At 42.7% G+C, this 15260-nt stretch carries 15 protein-coding genes and 1 pseudogene; 7 read left to right on the forward strand and 9 right to left on the reverse strand.

Translation table 11 applies throughout. The features are described 5' to 3' along the window. Positions 1 to 156 precede the first annotated feature (156 nt). Positions 157 to 1299 carry an acyl-CoA desaturase gene (locus AB4503_RS23205; protein ID WP_372115790.1) on the reverse strand — a complete coding sequence of 381 codons (1143 nt, stop codon included), beginning with the start codon at positions 1297 to 1299 and terminating at the stop codon, positions 157 to 159. 166 nt (positions 1300 to 1465) lie between these two features. Between AB4503_RS23205 and AB4503_RS23210 the strand changes: the two genes are divergently transcribed. After that, positions 1466 to 2011 (forward strand): N-acetyltransferase, encoded by a 546-nt coding sequence (locus AB4503_RS23210; RefSeq protein ID WP_017062600.1) that lies wholly within the window; start codon positions 1466 to 1468, stop codon positions 2009 to 2011. 168 nt (positions 2012 to 2179) lie between these two features. Here AB4503_RS23210 and AB4503_RS23215 read toward each other — a convergent pair whose 3' ends face one another. From AB4503_RS23215 to AB4503_RS23225, 3 genes are all read right to left on the reverse strand, one after another. Next, positions 2180 to 3205, reverse strand: coding sequence for a GGDEF domain-containing protein (locus AB4503_RS23215; RefSeq protein ID WP_065584644.1), 1026 nt, complete (start codon positions 3203 to 3205; stop codon positions 2180 to 2182). A 282-nt stretch (positions 3206 to 3487) separates the two neighbouring features. Beyond that, on the reverse strand, positions 3488 to 4432 hold the full coding sequence (gene ylqF / locus AB4503_RS23220) for a ribosome biogenesis GTPase YlqF (RefSeq protein ID WP_372115791.1): 945 nt from the start codon (positions 4430 to 4432) through the stop codon (positions 3488 to 3490). 896 nt (positions 4433 to 5328) lie between these two features. Continuing rightward, positions 5329 to 6327 (reverse strand): hypothetical protein, encoded by a 999-nt coding sequence (locus tag AB4503_RS23225; protein ID WP_133154074.1) that lies wholly within the window; start codon positions 6325 to 6327, stop codon positions 5329 to 5331. A gap of 393 nt (positions 6328 to 6720) precedes the next feature. Here AB4503_RS23225 and AB4503_RS23230 point away from each other — a divergent pair, with 393 nt between their 5' ends. Beyond that, on the forward strand, positions 6721 to 7377 hold the full coding sequence (locus AB4503_RS23230; protein ID WP_086714178.1) for an inovirus Gp2 family protein: 657 nt from the start codon (positions 6721 to 6723) through the stop codon (positions 7375 to 7377). Between the two features lie 37 nt (positions 7378 to 7414). Here the strand turns inward: AB4503_RS23230 and AB4503_RS23235 are convergent, their stop codons facing one another. The 5 genes from AB4503_RS23235 to radC form a co-directional block, all read right to left on the reverse strand. Further along, the gene (locus tag AB4503_RS23235) at positions 7415 to 7915 is read right to left on the reverse strand and encodes a lecithin retinol acyltransferase family protein (protein ID WP_102333512.1); all 501 of its coding nucleotides are present in this window, start codon (positions 7913 to 7915) and stop codon (positions 7415 to 7417) included. A 102-nt stretch (positions 7916 to 8017) separates the two neighbouring features. Further along, entirely contained in the window at positions 8018 to 8578 is a 561-nt protein-coding gene (locus AB4503_RS23240) for a tyrosine-type recombinase/integrase (protein WP_102333511.1), read from the reverse strand. Between the two features lie 211 nt (positions 8579 to 8789). After that, positions 8790 to 9218 carry a DUF2787 family protein gene (locus AB4503_RS23245; RefSeq protein ID WP_017102422.1) on the reverse strand — a complete coding sequence of 143 codons (429 nt, stop codon included), beginning with the start codon at positions 9216 to 9218 and terminating at the stop codon, positions 8790 to 8792. Positions 9219 to 9244: 26 nt separating this feature from the next. Further along, positions 9245 to 9670 carry a DUF2787 family protein gene (locus AB4503_RS23250; protein ID WP_102333510.1) on the reverse strand — a complete coding sequence of 142 codons (426 nt, stop codon included), beginning with the start codon at positions 9668 to 9670 and terminating at the stop codon, positions 9245 to 9247. Beyond that, positions 9667 to 10143, reverse strand: coding sequence for a DNA repair protein RadC (gene radC, locus AB4503_RS23255; RefSeq protein WP_102333509.1), 477 nt, complete (start codon positions 10141 to 10143; stop codon positions 9667 to 9669). The genes AB4503_RS23250 and radC overlap by 4 nt, the downstream gene beginning before the upstream one ends. A 219-nt stretch (positions 10144 to 10362) precedes the next feature. Between radC and AB4503_RS23260 the strand changes: the two genes are divergently transcribed. The 5 genes and pseudogenes from AB4503_RS23260 (at position 10363) to AB4503_RS23280 (ending at position 15214) form a co-directional block, all read left to right on the forward strand. Then, positions 10363 to 10800, forward strand: coding sequence for an RNase H family protein (locus tag AB4503_RS23260; RefSeq protein WP_102465041.1), 438 nt, complete (start codon positions 10363 to 10365; stop codon positions 10798 to 10800). A gap of 118 nt (positions 10801 to 10918) precedes the next feature. Beyond that, the gene (locus tag AB4503_RS23265) at positions 10919 to 11125 is read left to right on the forward strand and encodes an AlpA family transcriptional regulator (RefSeq protein ID WP_102304078.1); all 207 of its coding nucleotides are present in this window, start codon (positions 10919 to 10921) and stop codon (positions 11123 to 11125) included. Between the two features lie 152 nt (positions 11126 to 11277). Then, positions 11278 to 11463, forward strand: a pseudogene (locus tag AB4503_RS23270) (DUF2913 family protein); the annotation flags it as partial. 324 nt (positions 11464 to 11787) lie between these two features. Next, positions 11788 to 13704 carry a TonB-dependent siderophore receptor gene (locus AB4503_RS23275; RefSeq protein WP_229647825.1) on the forward strand — a complete coding sequence of 639 codons (1917 nt, stop codon included), beginning with the start codon at positions 11788 to 11790 and terminating at the stop codon, positions 13702 to 13704. 4 nt (positions 13705 to 13708) lie between these two features. Then, positions 13709 to 15214: an AbgT family transporter gene (locus AB4503_RS23280; protein WP_102465043.1), complete on the forward strand. Its 1506-nt coding sequence runs from the start codon at positions 13709 to 13711 to the stop codon at positions 15212 to 15214. Positions 15215 to 15260: the final 46 nt, after the last annotated feature.

A 15260-nucleotide genomic window follows, 5' to 3' on the forward strand; every position in this document is an offset into this window, starting at 1 on the left:
TTGTTTGGCGACTAAACCATATCACTTACTACCGTTTTTGTTTTTAGTTCCCGCTAATCCGCGATGAACCTTAAAAAAGCCCTCATAGCAATATAAGGGCTTCAGAATAAGAATCAAACTGTGTTGTTATTGGTGTGTTAAGCGTATTTTTTTGCTTTAAGCATATTGTTCCACTGTCATCGCCCAATTTTTCTTCTGTTGTTCGAAATTCATTTTGATTTGCTGATAACGAACCTTAAGAACAGAGTGTTCGTACTTCTTCACAACGTCTTCGCGCTTGCTTTCAAGTAGCTGTTTTTTAACTTCGTAATATTCGTTCATGTTTGATACTAGAGCATCAAACTCTTGTTGAAGCTTCTCTGCGATTTGTTGCTTGTCGGCACGATGCATGATTTTTTGCTGGGTGCGTTTAAGTAACATTGACGCTTCAGCTTTCTCAATACGAGCTTGAGGGGTTTTCTTAAGCTTACTTGTCAGTCCCATCAACGAAGCACTCTTAATCAACCATTTTGTTGGATCGTATTGCCACCAGTAGATGCCGTTACGGTAGTCGTTCTCAAAGATGTGGTGGAAGTTGTGGTAGCCTTCGCCGAAAGTGAGTACTGCTAACACACCGTTATCACGCGCTGTGTTTTTGTCAGTAAAAGGTTGGCTACCCCAGATGTGAGCAAGAGAGTTAATAAAGAATGTTGTGTGGTGGTTAAGTACCAAACGAACTGCACCTACGATTAACAACATGCCAATCACGTCACCGTAAATCACGCCTAAAGCGATAGGAACACCGAAATTCATTAGTAATGCTAACAGAACATAGTGCTTGTGCTGCCACATAACAATCTTATCTTTTTTAAGGTCACGGCAGTTTTCGTAGTTTTCGTACATTGAGGTGCTGTAATTACGAATCATCCAGCCAATGTGTGAGTACCAAAATCCACGTTTTGCAGAGTATGGGTCTTTGTCGTTGTTATCGACATGCTTGTGGTGAACACGGTGATCAGAAGACCAGTGTAGCGCGCTGTTCTGCAGGGCAAATGCACCACCTAATGCAAACAGGAATCTTAGGCTTGAATGCGCTTCAAACGCTTTATGTGACCATAAGCGGTGATAACCTGTCGTGATTGAAAGGTTACAGAACGTAAAGCAGATTGCTAGCCATATCCAGTGCTCCATGCCATAGCCAAAAAAGTAGCCATAAACGGGAGCCGCTACAACAGCAAGCAGCATACTAAAAGAGAACACAAAAATATTGAGCCAGATTAATGGCGGCTTTTTTGTAGATTGTTTGTCGGCACTATTCATTAGCAAATTTCCATTGGGCTTACATCTGTGCGCTAGAATATCAGCGTACACGTGTAAGTCAATATTGAAAGTGTAAACGTGTATTAGTATGTTTTGCTTAAATATTGTATAAAGGTAGTGTGAAATGTAGTAGCAAGTCATAAATGGAAGTACTAAGGGCTAATAAATGGAAATTAAGGTAGCTGAATATAAAGATTATGAGCGGATTGCCCAATTACACGCGGATAGCTGGAAGCTATATTACCGTGGCATTCTTGCTGATGATTACCTAGAACATGATGTTTTGGAGGACAGATCTGTTATTTGGCAGACTCGTTTGATTAATCCTCCTTTCAACCAACATGTTTTATTGCTTGAGGAAGGCGGTTTACTGGTTGGTTTTGTCTGCGCGTTCGGTAATCACAACTTTGAGCGTGGTACGTTCATCGATGCGTTACATGTAGATAATAATTATCGTGGACGAGGTGTAGGCAAGCGTCTGTTGTCTGAATTGTCGAAGTGGTTGCAGCAATACTATTCGGACTCAGGGCTTTACCTAGAGGTGATGTCTGAGAACCACCAAGCGATTGCTTTTTATCAGGCGATTGGTGGCAAAGAAGAACTAGAGCAAGTTTGGAACGCACCATGTGGCAGCCAAGTGAATGAAAAAGTGATTTCTTGGAGCTCTCCCGTTGAACTTGAACAGAAAACAGCGAGCGTTGTGTATTCTTAGTCGATTCTTGTTGAATACTGTTTTTTGCTGAGTAGCAGGTTCTTAACGAAGCTATTTTAAAGCAGAAGAACAAAGACAAAAGCCCCGAGTATTAAGTTGCTCGGGGCTTTTTTGATTGAATTAGTGGTCGTTTTAATGATTCGCAAAGATGCGTGAAATATTGGGCGATTAATCACACCATGTGATCTTATTCCTACCGCCTTTTTTCGAAATGTAGAGTGCTTGGTCAGCGTCGTCGATAAGCTGCTCGACAGAACCAAGGGCTTGAGGGGCATGTTTCACACCGATTGAAATTGTTACTTCTAATCTAAGGCGAGTAGGGGATTCTAAAAGGGCATTAACCAGCGATTCAATTGAAGCCTCGGTTTCTCCTTGGACCAGCACCAAAAACTCTTCACCGCCGTATCGAAAGCAGTTACTGCTAGTCGGTAGTCGTTTTTGAATCTCATCGGCCAGTTCTTTAATCACCATGTCACCCATTTGATGGCCGTAGGTGTCGTTAATCGATTTGAAATGATCAATATCTATCATGAGCGATGTAATGGATCGCTGACGGTCTATGCTCGGTTCTATCACCTGATGAAGATAAAGGCGGTTGTAGCAGCCCGTTAGTGCGTCTTGATAGGAAAGGGCCTCGAACATATTAGATTGCTTGCGAAGCTGAATCGCTTGTTTGCGGAGTTGCTCGGATTGAGCGAAACGTTTGTGTACTTCCAGGTCACGTCTAACACAGGCCGCTGAGATTAGGATGTAAGCCGAGATATAAACGGAAATTGTTTCTATTTCATGCTCTGGCTCCGCTTCATAAAGCAGTGGCGCAAGGCCGATGAGATAAGCCAAAAAGATAAACGACAGCGTAGATATACTGTATCTGGCTGACAATCTTGAAAACGTACCAATGTAGATCATCACTAAAATGATGCCACCTTGGTAATCGAAGTTGTTCAGCTCGATGGCTAGTCGACCGATATAGACCAAGAAAAGTGAGCTAATTACAAGGAAGGCACTTTCTACGAGTTCCAAAACGTTGGGTTTGTTTGTAATACAGTATCTGGCGGCGGCCATCATCAATAAAAAAAGTATGACTCGGAAAATGATAGGCGTAATGCACTCGCTACCAAAGTGGATGTAGTCGGTGACGATAAAAGCACAGAATATTGAGATAGGGATGTAGATGAAATTTATGTACGGCAAATAAATTTCATTATCGAAATAGGTTTTAAATCTTTGATTCTTGAACCCAGAATAAGAGCGCATTGAGAAATTAGCCGAGATTGATACACAATAATTTGCGTAGTATGTCACAGTCTTTGGGATTGTAAACGACCATTTCTATAGATTTGTCAGTATGTTAGCTAGATCAACAAACGGTAGCGGGCAATATTCACGCTCTATTATCGATAGAGCGTGAATATCTAGAGGCTGGTGTAAGAGTGGTAAACAGAAATTAAAGCAGATTATAAAAACTAATCGCGATTAACGCTTGTTCTTCAGGTAACGCTTACGACGCTCTTCTTTTTTCTTAATCTGTTGTTCCGCTTTCAGCGCAGCCGCTTCTTCAACTTCGATCAGCTCTTGTGTGATCATTTCTGGCAACTCAAGCGTTACCTTACCTAAAGTGCCATTACGCAATTCGTGAAGCAGGATTTCTGAACATTTGTGAATGTCGATATGACCACCGGCACGAAGTGCACCACGCTTACGGCCAATCGCTTCCATCAGTTCGATGTCAGACTCAGGCAGCTCTTCAAGTTGGTAGCGCTCTTGCAAAAGGTTAGGGTACTGTTTTGCTAGGTACTCTACTGTGTAGAATGCCACTTCATCGTATTCCATTGCTGTATCTTTTACAGCACCTGTTGCAGCCAAGCGGAAGCCACTGTGTGGGTTTTCTACTTTAGGCCAAAGGATTCCTGGAGTATCTGAAAGGATCACGCCATTTTGCAGATTGATACGTTGTTGGCGACGAGTTACCGCAGGTTGGTTACCAGTAACCGCAATCGTACGTCCAGCCAAGCAGTTGATGATGGTCGATTTACCCACGTTCGGGATGCCCATGATCATTGTACGAATGTTTTTGCCCATCTGTTCACGGTGCGGTGCCAGTTTACGTACCAGCTCCATAACGTGGTTAACTTCTTCTTTTACGCTAGTCGTAATCGCAATCGCTTTAACGCCTTGCTCCTTCTCGAAGTGCTCAATCCAACGTTGAGTCAGTTCAGGATCTGCAAGGTCACGCTTGTTCAGCACTTTTACACAAGGCTTATCGCCGCGCAGTGAAGAGATCATTGGGTTTTCACTACTGAACGGGATACGAGCGTCCAGTACTTCGATGATCACATCAACTTGTGGGATAACTTCTTCGATTTCTTTGCGGGCTTTATGCATGTGACCCGGAAACCATTGGATTTTACTTGCAACCATATGAAAAATATACCTTTTGTTTTTATGGTAAATCTGATGGGGTATCAGGTGGGGTACCAAAAGAAAAAATCAGATAGTGGGGGGACTAGAAGTATTTTTACGACCACCTTAAGCCCCATCAACATTGTTGTGATCATTTTAACACTTTAACTGTTTGGACGAAAATCATAGTCAATTTAATAAATTTCACTTAGGTAGGTGGAAGCTGTCTGCGAAATACATCATTCTACTTGAACGGGTTCAGCTCATCAGATTGTTGGTTGGGCGTAACTGGAGTCCAGACTAAATTTTAGGAGTTTTAACGGGTGTAGGAATACCCAGGAGGCATGTGCTGATTTATTGATATATAGCTGAAGAGAAGGCTAATAAAGATAAGCTCTGCCGACACTTTAGGCAAGGACATAAAGAGTATCGCAAAGGTAAAAGGATTAAAGTTGTAGCTATTATGAGGGTACTGTAAATTAGATAAAGGCGTCGCAGAGAGACAACCTTGAATATACTGATGCCTTACAAAAGGCATGAAGGCACGGTTTACAGCCGACAATGATCGTTATTTTAAGAATCTCGAAGCGATTGGCAAAACATTAGATGCTTAATTGCAGGCCGAAGAAGTGTCTCGAGTTTTTGGCAATGAGCCTTCATGTTCAGAGAAATATGCGTGGTTACTTAAATGGTGAAGTTTCGCTTTTGGACTTGAATTCGGTTTTTTAACGTATAACTATGGGCACCAGATGGACGAAAATAAAGAAAAGCCCTATAAATAGGGCCTTATTGAAGGTTGTGAATTGAGGCTGAAAGCAGTTAGTATTCTGATTTTCAGTGTTGACTTTTTTGTTATTTAAAAAAAGGTTTGATTTTTTGTTAACGAGAGTGTCGCATTGCAACCACAACTTGTGCTATTTCAGTTGCTCAAAGCGCATATCAATGAGATTTTTTATGATTTCATTGATGCTACTGTCTTCTTGTTCGACCAACCACATCAATCGCTTTTTCGTCCTGTCTGTCATCGATACGCTATAGGGCCTCTTACCATTACATTTATCTCGAAACTTTTTTTGACTCCATGCGCGCTTCATTTTACCAATCAAGAGTGATTTACGATCTGGCTTATCGTGAAGCATATCGAAAATCGCAACAATAGCGGCTCTTTTGTCTTGTTCGCTTGAAACGCTCCAGACTTTTGACTGAAGTCTGTAACCTGTATCTTTTATATACTTCCATGACCAATTGCTTTGAGCTGTTTGGTTTTCTTCAAGCCAGGCTGACATTCTCGTATCTTCCAGAATGGACTCCCAAGTGTTTAGCAGTGTTTGAATAACTTTACGCTGCTGTGATAGTTCTAGTTCGGAACTCCGAAAGCTATCAATGATATTGCTTTTCCTTGCAGTGAAATTATTACTCATTGGCTTAAAAGCGTCATGTGATAATCCATCAAAGTTTCTGCCAATATCAAGATCGAGGCCAAAGTCATGTAGTTTTATTTTGTTGGAGTTACCTCTTCTAAGCTGATCTCGAAACTTAATTCTGTCAAATATCTTGCTTTGTTCCCTCAGATAACACCATACCCAGTTACAGAAACGTTCATCTGAGTTATGGAGCCATAAAAAATCCTCACCAGATAGTTGACAGTTTTGAAAATCAGTCTTCATTTTCTTAATGTGATTACTGTTAATTTTCCCATTTTTTTCTAGGTAGGATAATTCCTGTCTAAGAGCATTCAAACATTCTTGAACGCTACTGAAACCTTCCACCGATTGAAAAGTATCCTGATTAAGGGCTTGATTTAGGTAGTTGATATAGAAGCTGCATTCGCGGAAGGAATAAGCATTAAATGGTTCTTTAGGTACGTGAAAAGCCATAGTTGATATGCCTCTGTCGTTAAGTTCAGTATCCAATATATATCATTAATTATAATTACTGTGTAGTAATTTTAGTGATATATATGTGATTTTTTGGTGGTTATTATGTGGTTTTAGTGTGAGTTATTAGTGAGGTTATTCTGCATTTTATTGTGGCAATTCATTGGTATTGTTGCTCTGAACGGTGAGCGGAACTAGGCTAGATGTACATAACTTCTGAGTGGATTACAGGACACCCGTATTACGTGCAGCATTGTCCTATAAGGTTTGTGACCAAGTAGCTGAAGAGCAGGAGTGTCGGTATGACTATTATCTGATAGTAAGGTGGGTAACTATAAGCGTTACACCTACCCTAAGTAGGTGATAGAGATAAGGTAAAAAATAAGATGAGTGGGGATACCTGTAGATAAACAACACAGGAACTAACTCATGAAAGAATCAACTTACCATGGACTAACTATTCAAGGTTCGCAGGAAGAAAATAACATGCTCTATCTCGATAGATTGCTTACTACAATGAACAGTGCGCTTGAAGAATACACGCGAGTGTACGCTATTCGAATTGATCTCAGATTGCCAGTCGATGATAGTTTCTTTGATTGTCTTAGCCGAGATGAAATTGTTAGTTATAACCTTAGACGAACAAACTTGATGAAACGCTTTACAGAGTCTTTAAGCGCCAGAATTGAAGCTCAGGCGCGAAAGATACGTGGAGAGCGAAAAAGAGTACATTCCTGTAATGTCAGGTATGCTTGGGTAAGAGAGCGTGATACATCATGTAACGATCATTACCATTTAGTTCTGTTTCTCAATAAAGAGCGCTTTTGCAAGGCAGGTGACTACTCAGGGCAAGATAGCTTAGCCGCTTTAGTGATAAAATCCTGGGCGAGTGCGCTTGGCTGTGCAGCCGAAGATGTTTGTCGTTTGGTCTACTTCCCGAGAAATCATGGTTATCACCTGGATTCAAACCACAAAGATTTTTCTTATTGGTACAGTAAGCTGTTTTATCGAATTAGCTATCTAGCAAAGAAGAGAACTAAGCGCTATGGCGAGGGGCATCGTTGCTTTGGCTGTAGCACTAGGTAACCTCGACTAAGAGATTAAAAAAGGGGAGAGAATCCCCTTATCCTTTGTGACGATCCCTCAAGTCCCACACGCGCCATTGACTCGCTTGAATGTGCAAAAGAGCGTCACGTTTAAGCTGAGTCAAGGTGAAGGTATTTGAGAAGATGTCACCACTTAGGCAGTGGCTACAGAACTGATGGCAGTTTTCATTTAACAGGGAATAGTCTGTTTGTACATCAAGCATAGCGCCTGCTATTTGAACAGTAGACTCATTGCCAACGGCTCTACCTTGGGCGTTGCAACTGACGTAAATTGAAAGGGCTGTGGTATCTGCTAGAAACTGACGAATTGATGCAGCTTCGATAAGGCCTTTGCCATTACGATGGATGATACGTCCATTTCCCATGTACACACCTGAATGCTCAGCATATCCAAATGCGAGATCGCAATACACAATGCTCCCCCTTACTGGACCGTCGGTTTTCCAGAATAAATTTTGGATTAAACTTTTCGATAAGCTGCCTACAACAAAGCTCCCTATTGCGTGATATGGATTCATGTTATTTACCTCTCAAATGTGATGATAACGAAACTCAAAAGGGCTCTGAGCTTAATGTTAATAAGGGATTAGCGGTCCCGCCCCCTGAGTAAATGATTAGGTTTAAAGTTCAAGAGAAACAAAGTCTTTATCGACTTCATCTTGAGTGATTCCTATATAGCGAAGTGTGACTCCCTCAGATGTGTGACGAAGCATTTTCATGACACGTCCTATATCTTTTGTGGATTGATAGAGAAAGTAACCTCGCGTCTTTCTCATCGAGTGAGTACCTAAAGCGATATTCAGTTCTTGGCCTACTTGCTGAAACGCCATTGACACGGCGCGTCGTGAGATTGGCTGGGGTGGTTTGTTTTTCAACTGTTGGCATCGGTGGGATTGAAACAAATAGATGTGGTCGGGATGTTGCTCTCTCAACCTAGCAATATGCTGCTGCGCTTTGGTATTGAGTTGAATGTTGGCGAGCTTTCCGGTTTTACTCTCTCGAATAATGACTCGGTCGCCATGAATGTCTTCAAAGCGAATCGACAACAAATCAGAAATCCTCAGTGCTAGGTTTAATCCGATATGCCATACATCGGCCATTTGTGGATGACAACGAATACTCAATAAGTGACCAACCATACGTATGGTGTCATCGTCTTTAATTGCTTGGACTTCAGCCATAGTCTGCTTCCTTTTTTGTCTGTAGAAGGGTGTTTTGGGAAGCACAGAGCAGACGATATTAAAGAACCCTTATACAGCAAGGGATGGAAGCTTCCCGTTTTAACAATATGGGAAGCAGCCTCGTTTTGGCTCTGTGCTGGTGGTTGTGCTGAATGTTTGTGATATGAAGTGGAGCGGGACGGTTAGTGGATAGGGTTGCTACGAGTGATGATTAACTGTACTCAACCTGAACTTGGTCGTAGGCGTTCATTTCTACATAAGCTAGAAAGTTACACTCCCACATTTCATATAGCTCGGTTGTTTCTTGCAGGTACATACCAAGCCATCCGCTGAAACGAGCGAAAGCGACGTTGTTAGCAAAATCAAAAGCCAAGTCAGGAACGAGCTCTGGTGTACCGGTTCCCACATAAACAAGGTCAGTGATTTCAATAAGAGCGATATGGCTATCTTTGATATCTACCGTAATAGATACAGGGTGAAAGCCGCCGTCCTTCGGGTGGTAATTGGTATCTTGAAAACAGATGGTCATTTTTCCTCGGTAATTAACATCATCAATAGATCGTTTGATTAAGTCTTTCAGTTGATGTGAAGGCTTAGCTCGCTTGCACGCGAACATAGCCAGATTGGCTGCTTGATTCATAGGAACCTCTTTGAAATAAGTTAGGATTAACGAACGGATATGATGTTGATTGAGATAGCCGGTTGCGTGATGAGAGTGTGAGTGATGGCTTTAAGCCAGCTAGCAAGTAAGGTTTGAACTTCTGGCCGTTGTAAGTTGCACTGCTTAATCTCTGGGTGGTAGAACCAACACCCTGCGAAGTTGAAATACAGCGATAACTCTTTTTGTGGCTTACCAGTAACCATCACATCAAAGGTGGCAATAAAGCGAAGTTGCCAAGGTGTTTTGCTTGATGTTCGCTCTAATTGAATTTCGATTGGTTGAAAGCGACTATTTATATCTTTAGAGCGTATGTTTAACGCTACCCGCTCGACTGTATTGGGGATGACGTTTTCAGACATAAGTGCTTCAAGAAAACAATGCATGGGACTAACGAGTTCATCATTTACCCCAGAGATAGAAAACTTATTCATATCCACCCCTTTTCTGCAAATGACACATAATCCTCACCCACAACGATGTGGTCCAACACTCGGATATCCACCAGCTTGAGAGCATCTACTAAACGCTGTGTAATGCGTCTATCTGCTTGAGAGGGCTCAGCAATACCTGAAGGATGGTTATGAGCAAAAACGACGGCAGCAGCGTTATGGTTTAGTGCTGCTTTGAGTACTTCGCGTGGGTAAATAGAGGCAGCATCAATGGTGCCAAAGAACAACTCTTCAAAACTGATCAATTGATGTTGGTTATCAAGAAACATCACCGCAAACACTTCTCGGTCATGAGCTCCTAATTTGAGTTTTAAGTACTCTTTGACATTAGTTGGGTTAGTGAACGTGCCTTCACGTTTGTATTTTGCAGCCAGTGCGTCGGCTGCACGTTCTAGCAGTTCATTTAACTCTGAAGTTTTAAATGGGTAATCGTGTTGGTTGTTGGCGTTACGCATAAGAGCTCCTTGGGTTATCTGTTTGGTTATGCGTACTGATGAAATATATCTGAGAGCATTTTGAATCGGGGTGTGAAGGAGAGTATTTCCAGAGACAGGTAAAAAATAACTCTCTTGCCGTTGTTATGTAGCAATCGCAATAGAGCGACGAATGAACAATCAACACAATTAGCTGGTGCAAAGGATGTATCGGCTTTTCAGTCTCTGGAGAGTATAAAAATGAAAAAAGAAATTTATGTAGAAGCAGCCATCGTAGAGAAGCGAAGAGGACGACTCTCTGCTGGGGTAGGGCAGGTTGTATTCGATGACTATGAAAGAATAGCGGGTGAAGACTGGTTGTTCCTTGATAGCATCGTAGACCGTAATTACGCAGAGTTATCAGCACTTGCTTTTGGGCTAGAGCGTGCTTGTGATGGCGATATTATTTATTCAAGCAGTGACTATTGCGTTGATGGTTTTAATGACTGGCTTGATGGTTGGAAACGTCGAAATTGGCGTAAAGCAAATAAAAAGCCGATAGCTCATCAAGACCTTTGGGAGCTAGTGGATAAACGAAGTACAGATAAGCAAGTTGAGGTAAGAAAAGTCGCTGCTTGCTCCGCAGGAAAAGATGCCGCTTATAGATACGCTCTTGCAGCTGCGAATCGTCAATTGTAATGATAAGGAATCACTTGCTGGCATAGCCAGCAGGTGTTTTTTGTTGTTACTGGGTTTGAAGTTGGCATTGAACACCACAAGGTACAAAACGGTATTTTTCTACGTGCCAGGTAATCACATGGGAACCAATAACATAGGAGGACGTCCCATGAGATTTCTAAAGCTAAAAGAAGTAATGCAAAAGACCGCCCTTAGCCGTTCAGCGATTTACCGAAAAATGAATGAAGATCAATTTCCTCAGTCTATCAGTCTGGGGGGTAGGGCAGTAGCTTGGGTTGAAAGTGAAGTTGATGCGTGGATGGAGGAGTGTCTAGCTTTAAGGTAATTCAATGCCGCTTTGTTTTTAAGGTAGCCGTCACACTCTATCAGTCTTTTGTCATTTTTCAGCCAGTCCCTAAAGTCTATGATAATCAAGGCAAACCAGTAACTGAACAAGTGTCCCATCAGCCCTTGAACTTGACGTGAATCGCCTTACCAATGCCTGAATGTTCATATCATCAACTACTGAAAGTTACTTTCGAAAATACCCTTCTCCACCTTTACTTTAAAGTGGAGGCTTCTCGTGGTTTTGTCAAAGAAGAGCAACGAAATAAGATCATCATTAACTTCTTAAAGTCAAAGGTTAAACAAGCTAGGTATAGTGCGATTAAAAAGAGATTGAAGCTCGATAATCCTGAAGGCTTATCTGCTTGGGAGCAATTTTACGCACTAGCAACCTAATTGCATCTGAAAACCAGTACATTTGTTTGCGGAACAACCCTTTAAGCCATACATTCAAAGTATGGCAATACGGCATCACACACTTATCAATCAAAAAACAATTCAACATCATTTTAAACTATCAATAAGTCTGAATTATTATCCACAAATATATTAAATTTCAATAGAATATAATCAAAAGAACTTTATGGTGAGTGGTATTGTCAATGAGATTTATTTTCATTATATTCTAGGCCAGTCCTCATTTAAAAACCATGAAGTCATTACATGTTAAAACTCAAATCAAGTCATGCTGTACCGTGTCTGTTTAGCCTGACCTTTATACCCGTTTCTTTTGTTATGGCGGAATCGGCAATTGATGAAACCGTGGTTGTCACCGCAAACGCTGGCCAAAACACAAGTCTACTAGAAGCCCCTGCAACCTTGACCGTGATAGACGTTCAAGAGCAGAGTAAATATCAGATGACAGGGGACGTAGGCGATCTGCTTATTGACGCACCAGGCGTTAGCGTGTCGACCCAAGCAAATGGCTCTCGTGGTGTGCGAATTCGTGGTTTAAATAGTGACTACACGCAAGTGTTATTGAACAGCCGTCGATCTTATACCCGAGAAGCATTATGGCGTGGTAGCGACAATGCATTGAGCCTAACGCCAAGTATTGCTATCGATAATATCGAAGTGATTCGTGGCCCAATGTCCACTCTATATGGTGCCGATACCATGGGCGGTGTGGTCAATGTCATCACTCGTCAGCACAGTGGTACCGCAGAGGGTGCGATAAGCGTTGAAGGGCAATACAACCAAGGTGACAAGGGTGGTAGTGGACAAATTTATGGTCTGTATTTTTCAACCCCTATTACCGATGCTTTGGGTTATACCGTATATGGTAACTATTTAGACACCGACGAATCTTTTTATTCCGAACAGTCGAGCTTCACTAAACGTCGTGCGCAAGAAAATTACAATTTAGTGAACTCTTTTGATTATGCGCTGAACGACCAACACACGATTGACTTGGAAGTCCAACTGTCGAATGAGGATCAATCGGGGACGGCAATGTATCGTGGCCGCTCGTATGAACAAGAGCGTCAACTCCAAAGTTACACGTTAGGGTATGATTACCAATCGTATCTTGTGAGTGTCGATGCCCACCTCTACTACAGTGACTTTGATGTTAAATACGACACCCCAAGTTCAGACATCACCGAACAAAACTATGGCGGTGATGTACAAGCCGTTTTCTTTGTCGATGATCATACAATGACAGTGGGAGCCGAGGCTCGCAATGCCGAAATCGAAAACGTCGGCATTACAGGAGGCTCTACCGATAGAACCAGTACTGCTGTTTATCTTGAAACCAACTTAGCCGTTGCCGATTCGACCATACTGACACTCGGTGGACGTTTTGATCATGACTCCCTGTTTGACAGTGAATTTACTTATCGTGGATACATCACACAAGGTTTAACCGACAACTGGAGCTTAAAAGCCGGCGCTGGAACCGCATTCAAAGCACCGACCATGGCACAGATCTCACCGTCTTATACCGCGCCAGCCAGCGGCCCAGCTTGCCCTGATAGACCCGCGGCTTGTAACGTCTATGGCAACCAAGATCTCAAAGCAGAAACCGGCACCTTCAGTGAAATTGGCGCCTACTATGCCAACGAAGCCACCTCTGCTAACGCCACCGTATTCTATAACCGCGTTGACGACATTATTCAGCAAGTTGAAAGCTCCAATGGGAGCGACGGCTACTATACGTTTATCAATGTGGATAAAGCGACGCTCAAAGGCTTAGAGTTGTATGCCGAACACCAGTTCAAGCACGTTGGATTTGACGCTTCATATACTTACCTTGATGCGACAGACGACACAAGCGGCGAACGCCTTGTCGGCACCTCTGAACATGAAGCTTCAGTAAAAGCCAATTGGTATGTCACTTACGATACCGATCTGTTTGCAAGAGCCCATTACCGCAGTGAAGTACGTGGTGAGCTCGGTAACAATGATGTCTCTGACCCATACACAACCTTTGATATTGGCATGCGTCATACCCTAATGGAGGAACTGGAACTGAAACTCGGTGTCAACAACGTGATGGATGAAGATGTATCAAGCCCTGAGACTTATACCGAAGTCATTCAAGGCCGAACGTATTACGCTGGCTTGAATTACGCTTTCTAACCTGATGCCAAATACATTTTTTGATAAGTTAGAGCGATGGGGAAATAAACTTCCCCATCCTGTCTTCTTGTTTCTATGGTTGTCGTTGATAATCATAGTAACCTCATTCTTCACGTCCAACGCCCAAGTCTCTTACACACTGCCCGGTGGAAACATTGAACACGTCAACAACCTGTTGTCTTTAGAGGCGGTAAGAACTTGGCTCGGTGGCAGCGTCAAAGAGTTCATCAGCTTCCCACCATTAGGCGTCGTCATTATTGCCACCATTGGAATTGGCTTGGCGGACTCTTCTGGCCTCATCAGTTACTCCGTTCAGCGGTTAGTCAGTAAAACCGGCAAGTGGCAGCTGACAGTAAGCATCATGATCTTGGGCATTTTATCGAATGTCGTCGGTTCTGTAGGCTATATTGTACTCATCCCCTTGGCTTGTCGAGCATACCAAGCCGCCAATCGCCCGCCGCTTGCTGGGCTTGCCACCGCATTTGCGGGGGTAGCAGGGGGAACTCACGCCACCGTATTCTTAACCACTTATGACGTTGTGATTGCAGGCATCACGACCTCTGCTGCTCAACTGATTGATCCGACTATTATCGTCAGCCCTCTGGCTAACTATTTTTTTATGAGTGCCAGCGTATTCGCTCTCGTTTTAGTAGGCTCGTTTGTTTCGATTAATATCGTTGAAAAGCGTCAAAGTCGATTCGCATGCCATTATGCTACGCCTGAACAAAGGTTCACTGACAGCTATGATTTCGATAACAACAAAGCTGCCAATAATGACAAAGCCATGTGGGCCGCAGCCGTTGTATTCGTCATGGTTGCCGTGTTTGTTGTACTTTCAACCGTCCTACCCAACGGCTGGCTAGCCCCATACGAAGGCCAACCTTTAGGACGCAGCGAAGTGATGCGTGGACTACCTATTATTATTGCCGTTACATTTGGTTTAAGTGGATTAGCCTATGGCTACCTCTCTGGAAGCTTCAAGTGCGAGCGCGATCTGCTGAATGCTTGTCAAAAAAGCATGAGCCAACTTGGAGTGTTTTTACTGATCATCTTTGTTGCGTCGCAGATGATCTACCTCTTCAAGCTCAGCCAGTTGTCGGGTGTATTAGCCATGTCGATGAGTAGCTTAGTGACAGAGGTACAACTACATCCAGCAATAATTCTCTTATTGGTCGTTATTTTGTGTGCCTTTCTGAATATCTTTATGGGATCTCCGATTGTTCAATGGAGCATGATAGCGCCCGTATTGATCCCTTCATTGTTCTATGTCGGCATTCCACTAGAAGTGACACAGGCGGCGTTTCGGATTGGAGACTCAGTCACCAACATTATTAGCCCACTGTTTGGCTATCTCGGGTTAATTTTAGCGGCCGCACAAGATTACGATAAGGAGGCTAAATTAGGTACCCTGATGTCATTAATGTTGCCTTTTAGCTTGGCGTTTTTGTTGGTGTGGACGACCTTACTACTAGTTTGGGTATACGTATTGCAGTGGCCGATGGGGTTATAGACTTGACTAATTCTGTGTAAATCCATTGTTATATTGATGTGGGTGA

The sequence above is a fragment of the Vibrio sp. 10N.222.55.B11 genome, assembly GCF_041473705.1.
Lineage (GTDB): Bacteria > Pseudomonadota > Gammaproteobacteria > Enterobacterales > Vibrionaceae > Vibrio > Vibrio crassostreae_C.